Below are 19,548 nucleotides of genomic sequence, written 5' to 3'. Positions count from 1 at the left end.
TACTAGCGGGTCGCCGATACGAAGACCCGGTCGCGGCCGGCCCGTTTCGCGGCGTACAGGGCCATGTCCGCGCGGGCCAGCAACTCCTCGGCCGTCTCGTGGCCGTTCCACTGCGCGGCCCCGGCCGAGAACGTCTGACCCAGCGGGGTCACCGCCTGCAGGCGCTCGATGATGTGGTCGGCGTCGCCCAGCCGGGCATGGTCGAAGATCGCCCCGAACTCCTCGCCGCCGTACCGGGCCAGCAGATCCTCCGGGCGCAGCTCGTTGCGCCAGGCCGCGGCCGCGGTGGTCAGCAGCTCGTCGCCGCCCTGGTGCCCGAACTCGTCATTGTACCGCTTGAAGTAGTCCAGGTCGATGATCGCCACCACCACCGGGTTGCCGTGCCGGCGGGCCGCGGCGATCCGGCGGTCCAGCTCCAGATCCCAGGCCCGGCGGTTCGGCAGAGCGGTCAGCGCGTCGATGTGGGCGACCGCGTCCAACTGGCGGGCCTTGTCCTGCACCTGGCCGACCAGATCGACCATCCGGAGCGTGACCAGGGCGAACAGCAGGATGCAGCCGATCCCGGCGGCCACCCAGTCGACGCGCCCGTCCTGCAGCACGCCCTGCGCCAGCAGCAGCACCGGAGCGGCCATACAGGTCAGATTGACCAGCAGGACCCGCCGGGGCGTCATGTCGGTGACCGGGCGCAACGGGCGGCCGGTGAGGATCCGCATCGACGGGTGGATCGCCGCGCCGGCCATCAGGAAGGCGGCCAGCGACGAGACGGCGGCCAGGTCGGGCGTGCGGACCGCGAAGATCATCGCCGCCAGGCTGACCATGTGCGTCGCCGCCTGCACCACGATCGAGACACTGAGCTGCCAGAACGCGGCGTTGCGCTGTCCGATGGAGGTGAAGAACCGGATCAGGACACCCAGCAGGAGTACGTCGCCGAACGGGAACAGGGCGGCGTAGACATCCCCGTACGCCTCGGTCTTCAAGCGGATCAACGGGGTGATCACCAGCAGCCAGCACGCCAGCCCGAGACCGACACTGATCATCAGCGCGTCGAGCATGCCGGCCCGGTCCTGCCGCCAGGAGGCGCTGCGGACGATGAACAGCAGCGCCGCCGCCTCGACCGGGTAGATGACCATGAAGACCGGGAAGGCGACGGAGGTGGCGCCGGCGAAGAAGAAGACGTACCCCAGAACGGTGATCAGCCCGGCGCTCGCCAGCAGCAGCCACGGCCAGCTCGGCCGGGGACGGTTCAGCCACACCCCGGCGGCGATCCCGGCGGAGAAGATCAGCGGCATCGCGATCGTCATCAGGCCACCGACCGGGCCGGTCGGCGTGGTGAACAGCTGGCCGACGCAGTACAACAGGGCGCCGGCCAGCCAGAACCGCCAGATCCGGGTCAGTTTCGCCTGCCGGGCGGGATCCGGTTCGGGCTCGGCGTCCGGCTCACCGGCGCGCAGGACCGCCACGTCGACCGGCTCACCCGGTTCCGCGCGGTTCAACAGAGCCTGCGTCACGTGCTCCGCCTCCTCGATCGTCTGAGGTCATCATCGGCACGGACCGGCCGGGGCGGAGCTGTCCCGGCACATCCGCAACCAGGTCGCCACCGGACTGCAAACCCGACCATTCGGGTACGGGTGACCCGGTGGCGTCATTCACTCACTCCACGATGGAGTGATGAGCGGTCAACCGTACAGTCGTACGTGCTAGTGTCCGTTTTACGCCTTCGCCCACGGTGACGGCTTCGCGACTCCGAGTGAAAGGTCAGAGATGACGGTCAACGCCAACCTCGACAGACTGCTCGACAAGAAGTTCGAGGACCACGACCTGCAGGCCCTGCCGGACGCCCCGGTCGACGCCCTCGCCGGCGTCAGCAAGTCCGACGCCGACGCCCTCGACAAGGCCTTCGGCATCAAGACCATCGGCGACCTGGGCCGCAGCCCGCAGATCCGCGCCGCCGTCGCGATCACCCAACTGGCCGACTCCAGCAAGTAGCCCCGGACTTTCCCGCTCGGGTCACCCGGGCGGGACAGCCCGGGTCACCCGAGCGGAAGGCCGGGCTAGATGACCTGGATGTGCCCGGAGCGGGATTGCCGGGGCCCGGCGGGATGACCCGGGCACCCAGACGGGGTGGCCCGGGGCCCGGGCTATCCCGCGACAATGCATCCATGAACCCGATTCCCGTGGCGGCCTCACCCGTCCGGGTGCTGCTCGCCACCGGCGCGGTGATCGCCTTCGCCGGGGCACTCACGGTGGGCGCGCTGCTGGCCGGCCTGCTCGGATCAGGCGACCCCGGCGAGCCGATCGAGGCCGGAACACCGGTGACCATCACGTTCAGCGACGGCCCACGGATGGTGTGGTCGACCACGGACACCGAGCCCGCCTGCGAACCCGGCGGCCAGGTGTCGACGTCGATCATGCCGACCCGCGACCAGGACATCACCACCCACGGGTGGCGCGGACTCCTGCTGCTGACCGCTTCCCCACCCGGCGACCACGAGTGGACCTGCACCGCCCCGGAACCGGCCCGTCTGTCAGTCGGCACTCCCCCACTCATCCACGACGCCCGTGGCCAGGTATACGCCATCCAGGGAATCACAGCCCTAACCGCCGCAGCCCTGACCCTGACCGTGCTGGCGGCACGCCGCCCCACTTGATCCGGTGGGTGCCTTGATCCGGTGGGCGACTTGATCTGACGGGCTACCTGATCCGACGGCACCGACCCAACGGGTCGCACGTGGTGGTGGCTGCGGTGTGCCGCAGGCGCAGACTCCGGCCCCGCCCCGCTGACCCGAATGGGCACTTGCCCACTAACCCAGACAGAATCTTGCGCCATCGGCCCCTCAGGGTCGCGCCCCTCTGGCCCGGACATGGCAGTTCGCGTCGCGGCAAGAGTTCCCGGCGCGGCAAGAGTTCCCGGCGGGGCAAGAGTTCCCGGCGCAGCGAACGCGGCCTGACCCCCGGCCCGCTGCTCCGAGAGTTCGCCCTGTGGAAGGAGCTGGCAGCCCACGCCGGTCCGTGCCCACCCACCATCGGCGCCGTCGTTAGAGTTCGCGGCGCAGCCGGAGTACTACTTGATCCGGCGGGTCGAGCGAGCCACCAGCTTGTCGTACTCCTTGTGCTTGTCCAGCCATTCGCTCAGCACGGGACACATCGGTACCACCGTGCGCCCCCGGTCGCGGGCGTCGTCCATCACCGCGCGGGCCAGCGCATCGCCGACCTCTTGCCCCTCGAACCGCGGATCGACCTCGGTGTGCGTGAAGACGACGATCGGCCCGGTCACCTGAAAAGTGACAACTCCGGCGACTTCCCCCGCCTCGTCCCGAGCCTCGAACCGCCCCCGCTCGGAATTCTCCACCACCGTGATCGCCACGCCCCCATCCAACCACGCCCGAACACCACCCCTCCAGGCGGCGCAGAGAGGGCGGGCCAGGGCCGTGGCTGCGGAGGCGGGTGTAGGTGGCGGCGGCTGGAGGCGCGTGCGCGCGGGCAGGGCAAGGCGCGTGCGCGGGCTGAGGCAGGACGCGCGGGCGCGAGGTGTATGCCCGGCCGCAAGGTGAAGGCGCGAGGCGCAGGGCGCAGGGTCCGGGCACGGACGCAAGGCACGGGCGCCGGGTCCGGGCACGGACGCAAGGCACGGGCGCCGGGTCCGGGCACGGACGCAAGGCACGGGCACGGGCTCGGGCTCGGGCGCAGAAGGACATGCAGTGGGCGTCCGGCACGAATGCCACTCTCGCGGAGAGCGACCCAACCCGGAGGGTCGCCAACCCTGAGAGCGGCCAACCCTGAGAGTGGCCAACCCGAAGGGCAGCCAACCCGAAGGGTGGCAGGCACGGAGGGTGGCCGGCACGGAGGGTGGCCGGCACGGAGGGTGGCCCGGCCCAAAACGGAGGCCATCCGTGCGGAGGGTCGGCCGGTGTGGGGGTGGGTGGCGGGTTTGGGTGAAGGGCTGGTTGAGGTGGTGGGTGGGTGGGGCGGTGTCGTCGGTGGGTGGGGCGGTGTTGCCGGAACCGCCTCGGCCCGGTGGGTGGGCGGGTGGGTCGGGTCAGTCGCCGGGGCGGCGTTGGACCAGGCGGGCGATTGTTGGGGAAGGGGGGATCGGGATGTCCCGGAAGCGTTCGATCAAGGCCTCCACGTGTTCGGCCGGCAGTGGGCGGGCCAGCTGGTCGCCCTGGCCCAGGCGGCAACCTGTGGCCAGTACCGTTTCCAGGTCGGCCTCGCTGGACAGGCCGTGGGCGACCACGTCCATGCCCAGGCGGCGGCCCAGGGTCACCGCCACCTCCATGATCACGCCTACCGCCGCGGGGGCTCCATCGTCCTGGCTGAAGACCTTGCGGTCGACCTTCAGCAGGTCCACCGGGAGGATCCGCAAGCGGCTCAGTGATGTCGGGCCGGCGCCGAAGTGGCCCACCGCGGTCCGGATCTCGCTGGTGCGCAGCGCGCGCAGGTGGTCGGCCAGAAGTCTGTCCGATTCCGGGCCGTGGTGCAGGTCGTCCTCGCTGATCTCGACCACCAGGGCCGCCCTCGGCAGACGGTGGGTCTCCAGGACGGTCTCCAGGGCGGTGTGGAAACCGTCCTCACCCAGCTCACCGGGGCGGACGCCGAACGAGAACCACAGCTCCGGCAACTGGCGGCGCCACGCGGTGGCCTGGCGGCACATCCGGTTCAGCGCCCAGATGCGCAGGTCGCCGAGCACCCCCAGGTCGTCGGCCAGGGCCAGCAGCTCGGCGGCGGGCAACCTGCCGAACGCCGGGTGCCGCCAGCTGAGGATCACCTCGACGCCGACCGGGCGGCGGCCGTTCAGCTCGAACACCGGCTGGAACAGCAGCTCCAGCTCGCTGCGGTCCAGCGCGGTCGGCAGATCCTGCTCCAGGGTGGAACGGCGGACCAGCTGCTCCTCCATCGCCTCGTCGTACCACTCGACGGCGCCGGGCGGCCGGGACCTCGCCATCCGCAGGCCCAGAGCGGCCCGCCGCATCACCTCGTCGACGTTCGGGCCCGGGGGCAGGTCGCTCAGCCCGGCCCACACCTGCAGGTGCGCGGTCACCCCGTCCATCTCGTACGGCAGGGCCAGCTCGGTCACCAGCTGATTGGCCAGCACGTGTGCGAGCAGCGCCCCGTTGCGGGTGATCACCGCGAGCCGGGCGTCGCCGATCCGGGCCGGCACGTCGGTGGCGGCGATCCGGGACCGGATCCGGCGGACCGCCTCGACGAGCACCGCGTCCGCGCAGTCGGCGCCGTGGACCTCGGCGATCGCGGTCAGCCCGCGCAACTCCATCTTGATCAGCGTGCCCTCGCCGGCCGGCTGGAGGGCGTGCCGCAGCCCGTGCACGTTGGCCAACCCGGTCAGGGTGTCCACGTGGGTCGCCTGCTGCAGGGCCTGTTCGAGTTCCCGCTGGTCGCTGACGTCCCGGATGTGGATCACCAGGCTGCGCCCGGGAATCCCCGGGTCGGTGCCGCCGGCGGTCCACTCGGTGTCCCGGAGCCGGCCGAGACCGTCATGGAAGACCGCGGAGAAGATCTGCGCGGCGGGCTCGCCCCCGGAGCCGGCCGAAGAGCCGGAAGAACCGGAAGGAGCGGAAGAACCGGAAGAGGCCGAAGAGCCAGGAGAGGCGGGCGAGCCGGAAGAAGGGGGAGAACCAGGAGAGGCGGGCGAGTCGGGAGAAACAAGAGAACCGGGAGAGACGGAAACGACAGGGGGAACGGGATCGCCGAGGCGTGCGGTCAGGAAGCGCTCCAGGGCGGCGGCCTGCGAGGCGTCGACCAGGGCGGTGACCGGCCGGTTCAGCACGCCGGAGTCGGAGAGCCCGAAGTGCCGGGCGGCCGCCGGGGACTGCCAGCGCACCGTCAGATCGCGGTCGAGCACCATCGCCACGTCGGAGGAGCCGAACATCAGGCTGCGCAGCCGGTTGCCGTGATAGGTCAGGTGGGCGGCGTGCCGGCGCAGCACGATGGCCGCCACGAACTCCCGGGTCGCCACCGCGAGCAGCGCGATCACCGCGAGCGCGATGGCCGGGGCGTCCAGGTGGCCGCCGTGCAGCAGCCGGGCCACCACCGAGATCGCCGCGCCCAGCACCGGCAGGGTGAACAGCGGGAACCCGGCGGCGGGCTCGCTGCCGTCGGCCGGGAGGGGCGCCGAGTCGGGGTCGACCCGGACGGTGCCCCACCACATCGCCCAGCCGGCCACGTTCATCGCGAGACCGGCGGCCAGCGCGGCGGGCGGCGAGTTCGGGTTGCTGGGGTTGTCGGCCGAGATCACCAGCGCGATGAGGCAGATCAGGGCCAGGGCGACGGCGGGGCCGGCCCAGCGCAGGGCGGCGCGGTGCCGGGTCGCGTGCACCCCGGCGACGGCGGCCATCGCGGTGGCGACGGCGCCGAGGAACGACGCGATCGCCGAGGCGCCGCGCAGGTAGCCGCCGCTGAGGATGAGCACCCAGGTCGGCAGGATCAGGCAGGCCGACACCCCGACGATGTCGAGCATGACCCGGAGCCGGCCGAGCGGATCGCGGGCCTGCTGGGGCCGCATCAGGCCGGGCAGCGTCACCAGGGTGGCCAGGATCAGGTTGACCAGGTAGAGGTGCGCGGCGAGCGGGACGCCGTCGAAACGGGCCTCCGGCGCGACACGCTCGACGACGGCGCAGACCGCCCCGGTGACGCCGGTGACGAGCAGGCCGGCGCCGAGCAGGGCGGCCCGGAACCGCGGGCCGGCGGCGGTGCGCCGGTGGGCCGCCCACAGCATCGCCGCGCCGGGGATCGCCGCGGCCGCGGCCAGCAGTCCACCCGCGACGGTCTGCGGAAGCAGCACCATGGCGACGACCGCCAGGGCCGCTCCGACAGCGACGATCGCAGATGGACGCACCGAGCGGAGTCCAATCATGCCGCACATCTTACGGAGCGGAATCGATCTCTCAGCGCGGCGTGACAAGCGGGCGTGACAAGCGGGCGTGACAAACGGGCGTGACAAACGGGCGTGACAAGTCGCGCGTGATCAGTCGGCGGCAGGCACGACCATCGGGGTGCCCGCCACCGGGTCGGGAACCACGACACAGGTCAGGCCGAACACCTTCTCGACCAGTTCGGCGGTGACCACCTCGGTGGGCGGCCCCTCGGCGACGATCCGGCCGTCGGCCATCGCGATGACGTGGTCGCAGAACCGGCAGGCCAGGTTCAGGTCGTGCAGCACCACCACGATCGTCTTGCCCGACTCGGCGTTGAGCCGGCGCAGCAGCCGCAGCAGTTCGACCTGGTGGGCGATGTCCAGGAAGGTGGTGGGTTCGTCGAGCAGCAGCAGGTCGGTCTCCTGGGCGAGGGCCATCGCCACCCACACCCGCTGGCGCTGGCCGCCGGAGAGCTGCCGGATCGGGCGGTCGATCAGTGCGGCGGTGCCGGTGGCGTCCAGGGCGCGGGTGACGGCGTCGTGGTCGTCGCCGGTCCAGCGCCGGAACCAGCCCTGGTGCGGGTAGCGGCCGCGGGACACCAGGTCGGCGACGGTGATGCCGTCCGGGGCGACCGGGCTCTGCGGCAGCAGTCCGAGGACCTTCGCGACGTCCAGGGTGCTCAGCGCGGTGACCGGCCGGTCGTCCAGGTAGACGGTGCCGGCCCGGGGCGGGAGCAGCCGGGCCAGGCCGCGCAGCAGGGTGGACTTGCCGCAGGCGTTGGCGCCGACGATCGCGGTCACTCTGCCGTCGAGCACGTTCACGTCGAGGTCGCTGACGACGGCTCGCTGGTCGTATCCGAGGGTGAGGCCCTCGGCGCGCAGTCGGCTCATCCGCCGGCTCCTCGTCGGTTCGTGGTGGCCAGCAGCCACAGCAGGTAGGGGGCGCCGACCGCGCCGGTGACGACACCGGTGGGCAGCGGTGTGGGCATCAGGTGGACGGCCACCAGGTCGGCGGTGAGCAGCAGGGCCGCGCCGGTGAGGGCGGCGGCCGCGATGCCGCCGGCGGCCGGGCCGAGGAGGCGGTTGGCGACCGGGCCGGCGATCAGCGCGACGAAGACGATCGGCCCGGCCACCGCCACGGCCAGGGCGACCAGGATCACGGCTACCGCCAGAAGAGCGGCACGGCTTGCTTCGGTACGGGTACCCAGGGCGCGCGCGGTGTCGTCGCCGAGCTCCAGTGCCCGTAGTTGCCGTTGGAGCAGTACCGCGAGCGGGAGCAGCACGAGTAACGCGTACGACAGCAATTGAAGCTCGTGGGTGTCGGCCTGTCCGACCGAGCCGGTGAGCCAGTGCATGGCCTGGCGCGCCTCGAAGAGCTGCGCGCGGGTGAGCATGTAGCCGATCAGGCCGTCGAGGAACACCGCGACGCCGATGCCGATCAGGATGAACCGGTAGCCGCTGACCCCGTCCCGCCAGGCCAGCAGGTACATGATGGTGGCCGCGACCAGGGCGCCGGCCAGCGCGAGCCCGCTGATCCACAGGCCACCGAGGTGCAGCAGGACGATGCCGGTGATGGCGGCCAGCCCGGCGCCGGAGGTGATGCCGACGAAGTCCGGTGACGCGAGCGGGTTGCGCAGCAGCTGCTGGAAGATGGTGCCGGAGGCGCCGAGCGCGAGGCCGACGGTGAGCCCGGTGAGGGCGGTCGGCAGGCGCAGGCCGAGCACGACGAAGTCGACACTCGGGTCGGTGCGCAGGTGCAGCACCGACATCACCACCTCGGTGGCGGTGAGCCGCATGCTGCCGGCCATCATGGTGAAGACGAAGAGCCCGGCGGCCACGGCGGCCAGTGCCGTGGTGACGGTGACCGAGCGCAGTCCCCGCCGGCGGCGGGTGGCACGGAGCGTGTCGGTGGTGGACATCAGGCCTCCGCCATCCGGCCGTAGCGGACGATGCCGACGAAGACGGGTGCGCCGATCACGCCGAGGACCACGCCGACCTGCAGTTCGTCCGGTGCGACCAGGATCCGGCCGAGGACGTCGGCGAGCAGCAGCGCGATCGGGGCGAGCAGCATCGAGTAGGGCAGGATCCACCGGTAGTCGGGCCCGCACAGGAACCGGGCGACGTGCGGCACCACCAGGCCGACGAAGACGATCGGGCCGCACGCCGCGGTGGCCGCCCCGGCGAGCACCGCGACCACGGCGAACGCCGCCGCCCGGGTGAGGCCGACCCGCTGGCCGAGACCGCGGGCGACGTCCTCGCCGAGGGCCAGCCCGTTCAGCACCCGGCCCAGGCCGAGCGAGGCGATCAGGCCGAGGATCAGGAACGGGGCGACGCCGGTGAGCACCGGGTAGTAGCGGCCGGCCAGCGAGCCGACCTGCCAGAACCGCAGCTCGTTGAGGGCGTCCACGTTGGTCATCACGATGCCGGTGGTCAGCGAGCCGAGCCCGGCGGTGACCGCGGCCCCGGCCAGGGCCAGCTTGATCGGGGTGGCGCCCTCGCGGCCCAGGGACGCGACCGCGTAGACCAGCACCAGCGCGCCGATCGCGCCGGCGAACGCGAACCACACGTAGACGCCGGCGCCGCGGACGCCGAGGACGGTGACGGCGAAGACCACGAAGACCGCCGCGCCGGAGTTGATGCCCATGATCCCGGCGTCGGCGAGCGGGTTGCGGGTCACTCCCTGCAACACGGCACCGGCTACGCCGAGTGCCGCGCCGACCAGGATTCCCAGCAGCGTACGGGGTACTCGCAGCTCCAGTGTGACGGTGCTGTTCGTCGAGCCGGTGTCGCCCGTGCCGCCGAGCGCCCTCAGCACCTCGCTCAGCCCGATGTCCCGGGAGCCGAGGGTGATGCTGAGGAACGCCACGACCGCGAGGACCCCGCCCAGCAGGGCGAGCCCCAGTGTCCGTCTGGTCAACTGCCGATGTTCTCATTCGCCGCGGTCACCGCGGTGGTGAGCTTGTCCAGTTCGGTGGCGAAGTCGCCGTAGGTGTGCATCCAGAACGCCGGCCAGGACACCGTGGCGCCCGCCTGCGCCGCCTTGATCTTGAACCAGGTCGGCTGCTTGGCGCCCCACTCGGCGTTGGCCTTGTCGGTGTAGTTGCGGCTGTCCCACAGGATCAGGTCGGGTTGGTACTTGTCGGCGTTCTCCCAGCTCAGGTTCTCCCAGTACGGGAAGCCGGGGTCGGGGGTGTCCGGGTTGATCACCTGGAGGCCGAACTTCTGGAAGTCGAGCAGCTCGGGGGCGTACTCCGGGTTGGCGACGTAGACCTTGTCGTCCGACGGCGACATGGCGAGCGCGGTCAGGTTCGGCTTGGCCGCGACCGCCGCCTTGAACTTGGCGACCGACTCCTCGAAGCGCTTCTTGTTCGCCGCGATCGCCGGATCGTCCACCTTGGCGCCCAGGCTCTTGGCGAGGGCTTCGTAGCCCTCGGCCAGCTCGACGATCGACTTGCCCTGGCTGATGCCGACGATCGGGGCCAGCTCGGCGATCTTCTTGCTCTTCTCGTCGACACCCTCCTCGAGGCCGCTGTTGGCCTTCTCGGCGGGCCACCAGTCGGCGACGATCAGGTCCGGCCGCAGCGACGCCGCCTTCTCCACGTCGATCTTGCCCCACTCCTCGCCGAGGATCTCGATGCCGGTGAGGTCGAGGTTCTTCAGGTTGGGGTCGGTCTTGACCGGCTCGTCGGAGTAGATGCCGACCGGCTTGATGCCGAACGAGATCAGCGCCGCCGCCTCGCCGGCGTGGGCGATGATCCGGGTCGGGGTCTGATCCGCCTTGACCTCTTTGCCGGAGCCGTCGGTGAACGACCACGGCCCGGCCGGCGCCGCACTGGCGCTCGACGTAGGAGTGTCCTCGGCACCGCACGCCGTCAGCGCGACACTCAGGATCGCAACGGTCAGAAACGTACGCCACGCACGCATTATCGGTAGTCCGTTCCTTGACGCTCGTCTAGTTAGGTCAGGCTAACCATACGAAGTCAGGTTTGGCTATCCGTCGTTGCGGCCCAGCGCCTGCGCCAGCAGCGCGCGCACATGGTCGCCGCTCGCCGGGTAATAGATGAACGTGCCCTGTCGCCGGGCCGGTGACCAGCTTGGACATCCGCAGCTTGGCCAGGTGCTGGCTGGCCGCGGTGGGTGAGGTGCCGGCCGGCTCGGCCAGACAGGCGACATTCGTCTCGCCCTGGAGCAGCGCCCAGAGCACCTTGATCCGGGTCGGGTCGGACAGCAGCCGGAACGTCTCGGCGGCCAGCTCCACCTGCTCGTCGCGGCTGGGCCGGACTCCAGGCGCTGCGCGACCGGCGGCTCGATGTCGACCTGCTGATGGTCGCCGCCGCCATCGGGGCCGCGTCGATCGGGCAGATCTTCGACGGGGCCCTGCTGATCGTCATCTTCGCCACGTCCGGGGCGCTGGAGGCGATCGCCACCCGCCGGACCGAGGAGTCCGTCCGCCGCCTGCTCGACCTCGCCCCGGAACAGGCGACCCAGGTCACCGCCGACCACGGTGAAACGGTCGTCGACACCGCGGACCTGCAGATCGGCGACGTCGTGCTGGTGCGGCCCGGCGAGCGGATCGGCGCCGACGGGCGGGTCCTCGGCGGGCACAGCGAGGTCGACCAGGCGTCGATCACCGGGGAGCCGCTGCCGGTCGACCGCGGGCCCGGCGACCCGGTCTTCGCGGGCACCGTCAACGGCACCGGGCTGCTGCGGATCGCGGTGGAGAAGGCCGCCGCGGACAGTGTCGGCGCCCGGATCGTCGCCCTGGTCGAACAGGCCAGCGCGACCAAGGCCCGCACCCAGCTGTTCATCGAGAAGATCGAACAGCGCTACTCGATCGGGATGGTCGCCGCCACGGTCGCCCTGTTCGCGGTGCCGCTGCTGCTCGGCGCCGCCTTCGAGCCGACCCTGCTGCGGGCGATGACCCTCATGATCGTGGCGTCCCCGTGCACGGTCGTGCTGGCCACCATGCCACCCCTGCTGTCCGCGATCGCCACCGCCGGCCGGCACGGCGTGCTGGTGAAATCCGCGGTCGTGATGGAACGCCTCGGTCAGACGAGCCGGGTCGCCTTCGACAAGACCGGAACCCTGACCGAGGGTCGCCCGCACGTCACCACGATCCGCGGCAGCCTTCCCGAGGATGAGCTGCTGGCCCTGGCCGCGGCCGCCGAGACCGGGTCCGAGCATCCGATCGGCCGGGCGATCGTCGCCGCCGCCCGCGGGCAGGGCCTGACGATTCCCGAGGCGGAGGCGTTCACCTCGGCACCCGGGCAGGGGGTGTCGGCGATGGTGAAAGGACGGCACGTACAGGTGGGTACCGCGAACGGCACGCCGGAGGAGGAACGGGGTGAGACCGCCGTACTTGTGCGGGTCGATCGTGAATCTGCCGGGATCCTGGGTCTCACCGACCGTCTGCGCCCGGAGTCCGCCGCCACCGTCACCGCCGTGCGCGATCTGACCGGAACCGATCCGCTGCTGCTGACCGGCGACAACCCCCGCGCCGCGGCGCGGACCGCGTCGGCCGCGGGCATCCGGCACGTCCGGGCGTGCCTGCTGCCGGAGGACAAGATTGCTGCGGTACGCCGGGAGAAGGCCCTGCTCCTGGTCGGCGACGGGGTGAACGACGCCCCCGCGATGGCCGCCGCCCACATCGGCGTGGCGATGGGCCGCTCCGGCGCCGACCTGACCGTGGCGACCGCCGATGCGGTGGTGGTCCGCGACGACCTGTCCACGATCCCGGCCGTGATCGCCCTGTCCCGCCGGGCGAACCGCCTGGTCCGCGCCAACCTGGCGATAGCCGCCACGGCCATGGCCGCCCTGGTCACCTGGGACCTGCTCAGCACCCTCCCGCTCCCCCTGGGAGTGGCAGGCCACGAGGGCTCCACGATCCTGGTGGCCCTGAACGGCCTACGCCTCCTACGAGACTCCGCCTGGCGCCCCTGAACACGGAATCCGGCCCCTCGAAACGCGGATCTAAGTGCCCTCAAGATACGGAAAACTTTTGCCGCAGATGCGGAACACATATGCTGACAGGCATGGAAGGTTCTCTCACCGGCATCGCTCCACGCCAGCTCACGGCGGTGCTGACGCGCCGGTTGACCGAGGAGCCGGCCATCGTCCTGAACGGGCCTCGTACCGTCGGCAAGAGCACTCTCCTGCACGCTCTCGCCGACCGGACGGGAAGCCCGGTCATCGACTGCGACGATCCCGCCACGCGAGCGGCGGTCCGCAACGATCCCGGCCGGTTCGTCAGCGGCCCGGGTCCCGTTCTGATCGACGAGTACCAGCATGTTCCGGATCTCCTCAGCGCGATCAAGGCGGAACTGAATCGAGACCTCAGCCCGGGACGCTTCGTCCTGGCCGGGTCGACCCGGTACACGACCCTTCCGGAGGCCGGGCAGGCGCTGACCGGCCGGGTCGACATCCTCGAGGTGCCGCCCCTGGCGCAGGCGGAGATCGACGGATCACCAGGAGATTCCCTGGTCTGCAGGTTGCTCGACGGCGCGGATGTGTCATCGGACGCGGGCCCGTCCACCACGAGCCGGGAAGAGTATGCCCGGCGGATCACCGCCGGTGGGATGCCCGTCGTGTTGCGGCGCCCGCCGGGCCGGTCCCGCTCACGCTGGTTCTCGAACTACCTCGATCTCGTCATCGAGCGGGACGTACTGGAGCTGAGCCGGGTGCGCCAGCGGGAGATGCTTCCCCGGCTGCTCCGTGTCCTCGCCGCCCGGTCGGGGCAGATCCTCAACATCGTCGGCACCGCGTCGGCGGTCGGGATGGAGAAGAGCAGCGCCGAGAACTACCTCAAGCTCCTAGAGGCGGTCTTTCTCGTCATGCGGATTCCGGCCTGGGGCACCACCCTGGGATCGCGGGTCGCTCGTCAGCCGAAGGTTCATCTCGTCGATGCGGGTGTGATGGCGTGGCTTCTGGGGCTCACCCCGGAGAAGATCGCCACCAACGATCCGGCCACCCTGACGGAGTACGGCCATCTGGTGGAGTCGTTCGCGGTCGGCGAGATCCTCCGGCAGGTCACCTGGTCCGACACGCCGGTTTCCGTCGGTCACTTCCGCACTGCTGAGGCTCAGGAGGTCGACCTGGTGCTGGAGCGCGACGACGGGACGGTCTTCGCCTTCGAGATCAAGGCCGGCACCCGCGTCGACCGGGCCGATCTCGCCGGTGTCCGAGCGCTCCGCGACCGTGTCGGTGGCCGTCTGGGCGCGGCCGTCGTCCTGTACACCGGTGCGCACACGTTCCGCTTCGACGACGGCACGCTGGTGTTGCCCATGGACGCGCTCTGGACCACGGCTGGGCGGTAGATGCCTCGGAGTCGTCGTCGCTGGAGGGTTGTTTCTGCAGGTCGTTGGCATCTGCAACGTTGGCGCACGCGTGCTTGGGCACATATCGTGACGGTGCTGACGGGAGGAAACATGACCGAGCACGGGCATCACCACCACGGGCACGACCATCACGACCATCACGAGCAGCGGCACGGGTGGGGGCATCGGCTCAGGCATGCCGTCACGCCGCACTCGCATGACAGCGCCGACAAAGTGGACAGCGCTCTGGAAGCGTCACGGGACGGGATGCGGGCTCTCTGGATCTCGCTGGCCGTGCTCGGGGTGACCGCGGCGGCTCAGGCGGGGATCGTCTTCTTCTCCGGGTCGGTGGCCCTGCTCGGGGACACCCTGCACAACGTGGCGGACGCGTTGACCGCGGTTCCGCTCGGTATCGCGTTCTGGCTGGGGCGGCGGGCCGCGACCAGGGCGTACACCTACGGGTTCGGGCGGGCCGAGGATCTCGCCGGGATCTTCATCGTGCTGGTGATCGCCGGGTCGGCGGTCGCGGCCGGATGGTTCGCGGTGGACCGGCTGCTGAACCCGCGGACCATGACGCATCTGCCGTGGGTGTTCGCGGCGGGCGTGGTCGGGTTCGCCGGCAACGAGCTGGTGGCCCGGTACCGGATCACCGTCGGGCGGCGGATCGGGTCGGCGGCCCTGGTCGCGGACGGGCTGCACGCCCGGACCGACGGGTTCACCTCGCTGGCCGTCGTGCTGGCCGCCGGTGGCGCCGGGCTGGGCTGGGGCTGGGCCGACCCGGTGGTCGGGCTGGCGATCACGGTGGCGATCGCCTTCGTGCTCAAGGACGCGGCCCGCGAGGTCTACCACCGGCTGATGGACCGGGTCGACCCGGACCTGGTGGACCGGGCCGAGACCGGGCTGCGCTCGGTGGACGGGGTCCGGGACGTGACCGTGCTGCGGCTGCGCTGGATCGGGCACCGGCTGCACGCCGAAGCCGGCATCGTCGTCGACTCGGGACTGTCGCTGATCGCCGCGCACGAGATCGCCGCCGACGCGGAGCACCGGCTCACCCACGCGGTGCCGCGACTGACCGGCACGACCGTGCACGTCGACCCGGCCAGCCATCCCGGCGACGATCACCACGGCGATTTGTCACACGTTCGGCGCGGGCGGCCGGCCGCCACCACTGGATAGGGTGGAGACGTGACTGCGTACCCGTACCGGCTGCGCAGGTCCTTTCTGCTCGTGATCCTGGTGCTGGTGGCGGCGGCGTTCCTCCCGGCCGGGCAGCACCACCACACCGACGGCCGGGTGAGCGCCTCGGCCTGCACCGAGCGTGAGCTGGTGCCCGTCCACGAGCACCACAACGACGCCGGCGCCGCGTTCCAGGCCGCCTCGCGCGGCTGGCTCGCCGCACCCCGCACCGCCGTCACCGTCGTGAGCGCCCCGGCTCCGGCAGTGACCTTCACCCCTCTGATAGCCCACGTCGATCTGCGTCTTCCGGGCGTGCTGCGGGTATAGGAGCGCCCTCGCTCCCCACCCATCCCCCGCATCCCCCGGAAGAGACGGCACCTTGCATCCACAACCGAGCCTTCGTTCCACCCACGCCTACGGCACCCCCAGGAACCTGCTGGTGTACGACCGGTGGGGCGCTGCCGGCCGGCCGGTGATCCTGCTGCACGGCCTCTGCTACGACCGCACCATGTGGTGGCCGGTCGCCGCCGACCTGGGCGGATCGTGTGCCGCGGTGGCCGTCGACCTGCCCGGTCACGGCCAGTCCGCGCCCCGCGACGAGTACTGCCTGGACCGCCTCACCCACGACCTGGCGATGCTGATCAGCCGGCTGGACCTGCGGCGGGCGCCGATCCTGGTCGGGCACGCCGAAGCGGCCCGGGTGGCGGAGGCGTTCGCGGTCAAGTACGCCACCCACTCGGTGATCACCGTGCAGGGCACCGGGCTGGACGACGTGCCCGAACCGTACCGGCAGTTCGCGGTGGCCCGCCCGGATCAGAGCCTTGCGGAGGCGTACCGGCAGAGGCTCCTGCCCCGCCGGGCCACCGCGACCATGCAGGTGGACCTCGGCGACGGCTTCCCGCACCTGAGAGATCCGGCGGCGTTCGCGACGCTGCTCAGAAACGTGCGGTGAGCGATGCCCGGACGAGGCCGACGGCGGTCCAGCCGCCGGCCTCGCCGTGGCACGGTGGTGGTCAGGTGGTCACCGCGGTCAGGTCGCTGATGATCTCCGAGGCGGTGAGCGGGTCCAGGTCGCCGAGGGGCAGGGTCTTCGCCTCCCGGGACGACCAGGAACCCTCCGTCCCGTCGTGCAGGTAGACCGCCAGCAGCGTCTGCTCGTCGTAGAAGCCGACCTGGCCGACGATCCCCGGGTCGAGGTGGACGGTCAGGACCTTCCCCGGGCCGGCCGGGCGGTCGAACCCGTGGGAGGTCCCGGCGTTGGCCACCTCGTGCCGGACCCAGCCGCGCCGGTCCAGCAGCAGCACCTTGGTGGTCGGCACGGTGACGCCCTCGAACCGGGTCAGCCGCCCGCTGTCCCGCTCCGCCTCGGTGAGGGTGAACACCTGCCGCCCGAGCTGCGGGAACGGCTGGAGGATCTCGTAGTCGGCGAACACCCCGGCCCAGCGGCCGGTGTCCGCCCCCAGGTGCACCGGATGGGCGAGACCGATCACGTCGTCGTCACCGACCGTCACCGGATCGTCGTCGACGTCCGCCGGGGTGCGGTCCTCGGCGATCCGCAGCGCGCCGAGCACCGTGTCGCCGTCGAACCGGGCCCAGACCAGCCGCCGCCCGATGTGCCACATCAGCGGGTGCGCGGCGAACAGCTGCCGGAACTCCGCCCCGCTCCACCGCCGCCCGCCGACCATGGCCTGTTCCAGCCGCCGGACCTGCTCGGCCGCGATCTTCCGCACGTCCTTCTTCAGGGTCGCGAACCGCTGGTACGCCTCGGCGGCCCGCTCGGCGTCGTCGCGCGCCCCCGGTTTGGGCAGGGTCTTGAGCCGCCGGCCGCCCTCCTCGGCGGCGAACGGCCGCAGCTGCTCGTCGAACCCGACCACGAACCGCCGGGGCCCGTAGTCCAGGAGCAGACTGCCGGCGGCGTCCAGCCCGAAATCCGGGACGAGGCGGTCGGCGAGCTGCTCGGTGGTGAGCCCGCGCGCGTCGGCGATCTCGGTGATCCGCGCGGTGGCGGCCCTGCGCAGCGGCCCGGACTTGGCCCGCTGGGAGATCCGCTGCAGGTGCAGGAGCGCCTGGTCGGTGCCGATGCCGACCAGCACGGTCAGGCCGGCGATCGCCCGGGCGGTCAGGCCGTCGGTGGGCCAGGCCATGATCATCGGCGTGATCCGGCGGACGACGTCGTCGTCACCGGTCTGCGCGACCGTGTCGAGCACCCAGTTGTCCTTGGCGACACCGCCGCCGGACAGCCACAACTCGAACAGGGCCCAGCCGAAGGCGGCGAGATCGGCCGGGCGCACGGCCTGCCGGACCTGGTCGAGACCGGCATAAGGCTCCTGGGCACGGGAGATCATCAGCATCCGGAGCAGGTTGGTGACGGCCTCGGCAGGCAGCGCCCCGGAGCCGTCCCGCAGTCGCACCGGTGGCAGCAGCGGGGCCGGCGCCCACTCCGGCGGCGCGGGCATCCGGGCCGGCAGGGCCATCAGCGGGTCGGTGTCGAAGAGGGCCTCCACCCCGGCGGTGGCCTGTGGGCCGTACCCGGCGGCGGCGGACCGGATCTCCGCCGTCCGGCCGTGGGCGTGCAGCAGGAGCAGGGCCCGCTCGGCCTGCCGGCGGGCCGCCCCGGCCCGGCCCAGCGCGGCCGGGACCAGGGTCCGCACGGCGACCGCGGAGTGCCGCAGCAGCCACTGCTGGGCCAGACCGCGCACCGACTTGAGCCGGGCCTGCCAGTCCGCCATCAGCACCGTCACCTCGGGCGACGTGAACGGCATCAGCAGCGGCCCGAACTCGGCGGGCTGGGCCCGGGCCAGCAGCACCAGCGGGCCCATCGCATCGGTCCCGAACCGGGCCACGACACCCCGGAGCCACCAGACCGGGTGGGAGCCGCCGCCCGGCCGCCAGCGCACGATCGTCTGCCGGGCCAGGTCCTCCGGGCCCCGGGTGAGCAGGTCGCCCACCTGGTACCAGCGGCCGCCGTCGAGCAGCCCCTCGGCCATCGCGGCCCAGTCGACGGTGTCGTCGCCCCGCTCCGGCGTGGTGGACTCCGCCCAGTCCTCCCACTCCCCCGCGAGCCAGTGCGCCGCCGGGGCGTCGGTGCAGCTCACGCCGGTGAGCACCACCGGCTTGGCGGTCTTCGCCCGGTTCGCCCAGGGCGGGTCGGCGAGCACCGGCGGCACCGCGGACAGCGCGGCGACCGGCACCTCCGGCCGGATCTCCAGCACGGCACGCACCCGGCCGGCGGCCTCCGGGCTCAGCAGCGGCATGACCTGGTCCACCAGGTCGGAGTGCTTCGTCACGTGCACCGGCAGCAGCTCGTCACCGGCCTCGGCGAGGATCCGCAGCGCCCGCGCCGGGAACCGCTCGGACGCCGCCCGCAGGGCCGCCCGCACGCTGCGCGCCCCGGACCGCGCCAGCAGCCCCCGCATGACGTCGTCACCCGGCAGTGCGGCGAGCACCGGGAGGATCGGGTCGGTGCTCCAGGCCTCGTCGAACCAGTGGAACAGCGCGGGCGCGACGGCAGGGCCGACACCGTCGGTGAAGGTGGCCAGGAGGTCGGTCTCGACACCCATCCGGGTCAGATTGACCCGGCGCACCAGTGCCTCGGCCTGCCCGGCCGTGCTCGCGGCGTAGAACAGCATCTCCAGCAGGGTGTCGTCGTCGGCCGTCACCGCGGCGGTGAGGTCGGCGTCCACCCAGTCCGGGCGCGGGACCAGTACCGAACAGGCGGTCCGGGCCTCCGCCGAGCCGCTCCGGTAGGGCGCCAGCGCGGCGACGACCCGCTCGAACTCCTCCGCCGGAGCGGACGCCAGCGCGGCACGCACCCGCAGCAGCACGGGCAGTCCCGAGCGGGGGTGCCTGGTGCCCGTCTCGACCGCGGCGACCGCCGCGAACCGGAGCCCGTGCTCGGCGATCCACACGTCCGCCAGCGCCGTCCGGTCCCCCGCGCGGCGTGGAGTGGTCATCGCGATCTCGGCGGCCGCCACCTCCGCGGTCGCGGCGGCGGCGACGATCCGGTCCACATGGGCCTGCCGCTCGGCGAGCATCTCGTCGACCCGGGCCCGGGCCAGCGGATCGGCGGCGAACGGCCGGACCCCGGCACCGTCACGACGAGGATGCAGATGCTTCAGCAGGTTGTCCGGCAGGACCAGGGTGTCTTCCACGCCGCGCAACCTACCGCCGGGGTCCGACAAAAATCAGACC

At 72.0% G+C, this 19,548-nt stretch carries 16 protein-coding genes; 7 read left to right on the top strand and 9 right to left on the bottom strand.

Annotated elements, in window-relative coordinates:
- Positions 1 to 2 precede the first annotated feature (2 nt).
- The gene (locus Aco03nite_RS04935; RefSeq protein ID WP_203793407.1) at positions 3 to 1,508 is read right to left on the bottom strand and encodes a GGDEF domain-containing protein; all 1,506 of its coding nucleotides are present in this window, start codon (positions 1,506 to 1,508) and stop codon (positions 3 to 5) included.
- Positions 1,509 to 1,761: 253 nt separating this feature from the next.
- Between Aco03nite_RS04935 and Aco03nite_RS04930 the strand changes: the two genes are divergently transcribed.
- Both Aco03nite_RS04930 and Aco03nite_RS04925 read left to right on the top strand, forming a co-directional pair.
- Positions 1,762 to 1,986: a hypothetical protein gene (locus Aco03nite_RS04930; RefSeq protein WP_203793405.1), complete on the top strand. Its 225-nt coding sequence runs from the start codon at positions 1,762 to 1,764 to the stop codon at positions 1,984 to 1,986.
- A 173-nt stretch (positions 1,987 to 2,159) separates the two neighbouring features.
- On the top strand, positions 2,160 to 2,648 hold the full coding sequence (locus Aco03nite_RS04925; protein WP_203793403.1) for a hypothetical protein: 489 nt from the start codon (positions 2,160 to 2,162) through the stop codon (positions 2,646 to 2,648).
- A 413-nt stretch (positions 2,649 to 3,061) separates the two neighbouring features.
- On the opposite strand, the gene Aco03nite_RS04920 is transcribed toward Aco03nite_RS04925, so the two are convergent.
- The 7 genes from Aco03nite_RS04920 to Aco03nite_RS04890 form a co-directional block, all read right to left on the bottom strand.
- On the bottom strand, positions 3,062 to 3,364 hold the full coding sequence (locus Aco03nite_RS04920; protein ID WP_203793401.1) for a GNAT family N-acetyltransferase: 303 nt from the start codon (positions 3,362 to 3,364) through the stop codon (positions 3,062 to 3,064).
- 672 nt (positions 3,365 to 4,036) lie between these two features.
- A complete protein-coding gene (locus Aco03nite_RS04915) occupies positions 4,037 to 6,868 on the bottom strand; it encodes a bifunctional diguanylate cyclase/phosphodiesterase (protein ID WP_203793399.1) in 2,832 nt (943 codons plus the stop codon).
- Positions 6,869 to 6,979: 111 nt separating this feature from the next.
- Entirely contained in the window at positions 6,980 to 7,759 is a 780-nt protein-coding gene (locus Aco03nite_RS04910; RefSeq protein WP_203793397.1) for an ABC transporter ATP-binding protein, read from the bottom strand.
- On the bottom strand, positions 7,756 to 8,787 hold the full coding sequence (locus Aco03nite_RS04905) for a FecCD family ABC transporter permease (protein WP_203793395.1): 1,032 nt from the start codon (positions 8,785 to 8,787) through the stop codon (positions 7,756 to 7,758). Before Aco03nite_RS04905 ends, Aco03nite_RS04910 begins: the two co-directional genes overlap by 4 nt.
- Positions 8,787 to 9,785, bottom strand: a complete 999-nt coding sequence (locus Aco03nite_RS04900; protein WP_239144914.1) for a FecCD family ABC transporter permease — start codon at positions 9,783 to 9,785, stop codon at positions 8,787 to 8,789. The genes Aco03nite_RS04905 and Aco03nite_RS04900 overlap by 1 nt, the downstream gene beginning before the upstream one ends.
- Positions 9,782 to 10,792: an ABC transporter substrate-binding protein gene (locus Aco03nite_RS04895; RefSeq protein ID WP_203793393.1), complete on the bottom strand. Its 1,011-nt coding sequence runs from the start codon at positions 10,790 to 10,792 to the stop codon at positions 9,782 to 9,784. Before Aco03nite_RS04895 ends, Aco03nite_RS04900 begins: the two co-directional genes overlap by 4 nt.
- A 37-nt stretch (positions 10,793 to 10,829) precedes the next feature.
- Complete coding sequence (locus Aco03nite_RS04890) at positions 10,830 to 11,126, bottom strand: ArsR/SmtB family transcription factor (protein WP_239144913.1); 297 nt, start codon at positions 11,124 to 11,126, stop codon at positions 10,830 to 10,832.
- Between the two features lie 65 nt (positions 11,127 to 11,191).
- On the opposite strand from Aco03nite_RS04890, the gene Aco03nite_RS04885 reads away from it, so the two are divergent.
- From Aco03nite_RS04885 to Aco03nite_RS04865, 5 genes are all read left to right on the top strand, one after another.
- Complete coding sequence (locus tag Aco03nite_RS04885; protein WP_203793391.1) at positions 11,192 to 12,808, top strand: heavy metal translocating P-type ATPase; 1,617 nt, start codon at positions 11,192 to 11,194, stop codon at positions 12,806 to 12,808.
- Positions 12,809 to 12,900: 92 nt separating this feature from the next.
- Complete coding sequence (locus Aco03nite_RS04880; protein ID WP_203793389.1) at positions 12,901 to 14,181, top strand: ATP-binding protein; 1,281 nt, start codon at positions 12,901 to 12,903, stop codon at positions 14,179 to 14,181.
- A gap of 111 nt (positions 14,182 to 14,292) precedes the next feature.
- The gene (locus Aco03nite_RS04875; RefSeq protein ID WP_203793387.1) at positions 14,293 to 15,357 is read left to right on the top strand and encodes a cation diffusion facilitator family transporter; all 1,065 of its coding nucleotides are present in this window, start codon (positions 14,293 to 14,295) and stop codon (positions 15,355 to 15,357) included.
- A 9-nt stretch (positions 15,358 to 15,366) separates the two neighbouring features.
- Positions 15,367 to 15,684: a hypothetical protein gene (locus tag Aco03nite_RS04870; protein ID WP_203793385.1), complete on the top strand. Its 318-nt coding sequence runs from the start codon at positions 15,367 to 15,369 to the stop codon at positions 15,682 to 15,684.
- A gap of 52 nt (positions 15,685 to 15,736) precedes the next feature.
- Positions 15,737 to 16,309 (top strand): alpha/beta fold hydrolase, encoded by a 573-nt coding sequence (locus tag Aco03nite_RS04865; RefSeq protein ID WP_203793383.1) that lies wholly within the window; start codon positions 15,737 to 15,739, stop codon positions 16,307 to 16,309.
- A gap of 61 nt (positions 16,310 to 16,370) precedes the next feature.
- Here the strand turns inward: Aco03nite_RS04865 and Aco03nite_RS04860 are convergent, their stop codons facing one another.
- Positions 16,371 to 19,508 (bottom strand): DUF4132 domain-containing protein, encoded by a 3,138-nt coding sequence (locus Aco03nite_RS04860; RefSeq protein ID WP_239144912.1) that lies wholly within the window; start codon positions 19,506 to 19,508, stop codon positions 16,371 to 16,373.
- Between the last annotated feature and the right edge of the window lie 40 nt (positions 19,509 to 19,548).

It is taken from the genome of Actinoplanes couchii (assembly GCF_016862075.1).
Lineage (GTDB): Bacteria > Actinomycetota > Actinomycetes > Mycobacteriales > Micromonosporaceae > Actinoplanes > Actinoplanes couchii.
This window is presented reverse-complemented; position numbering and strand designations above follow the sequence as displayed.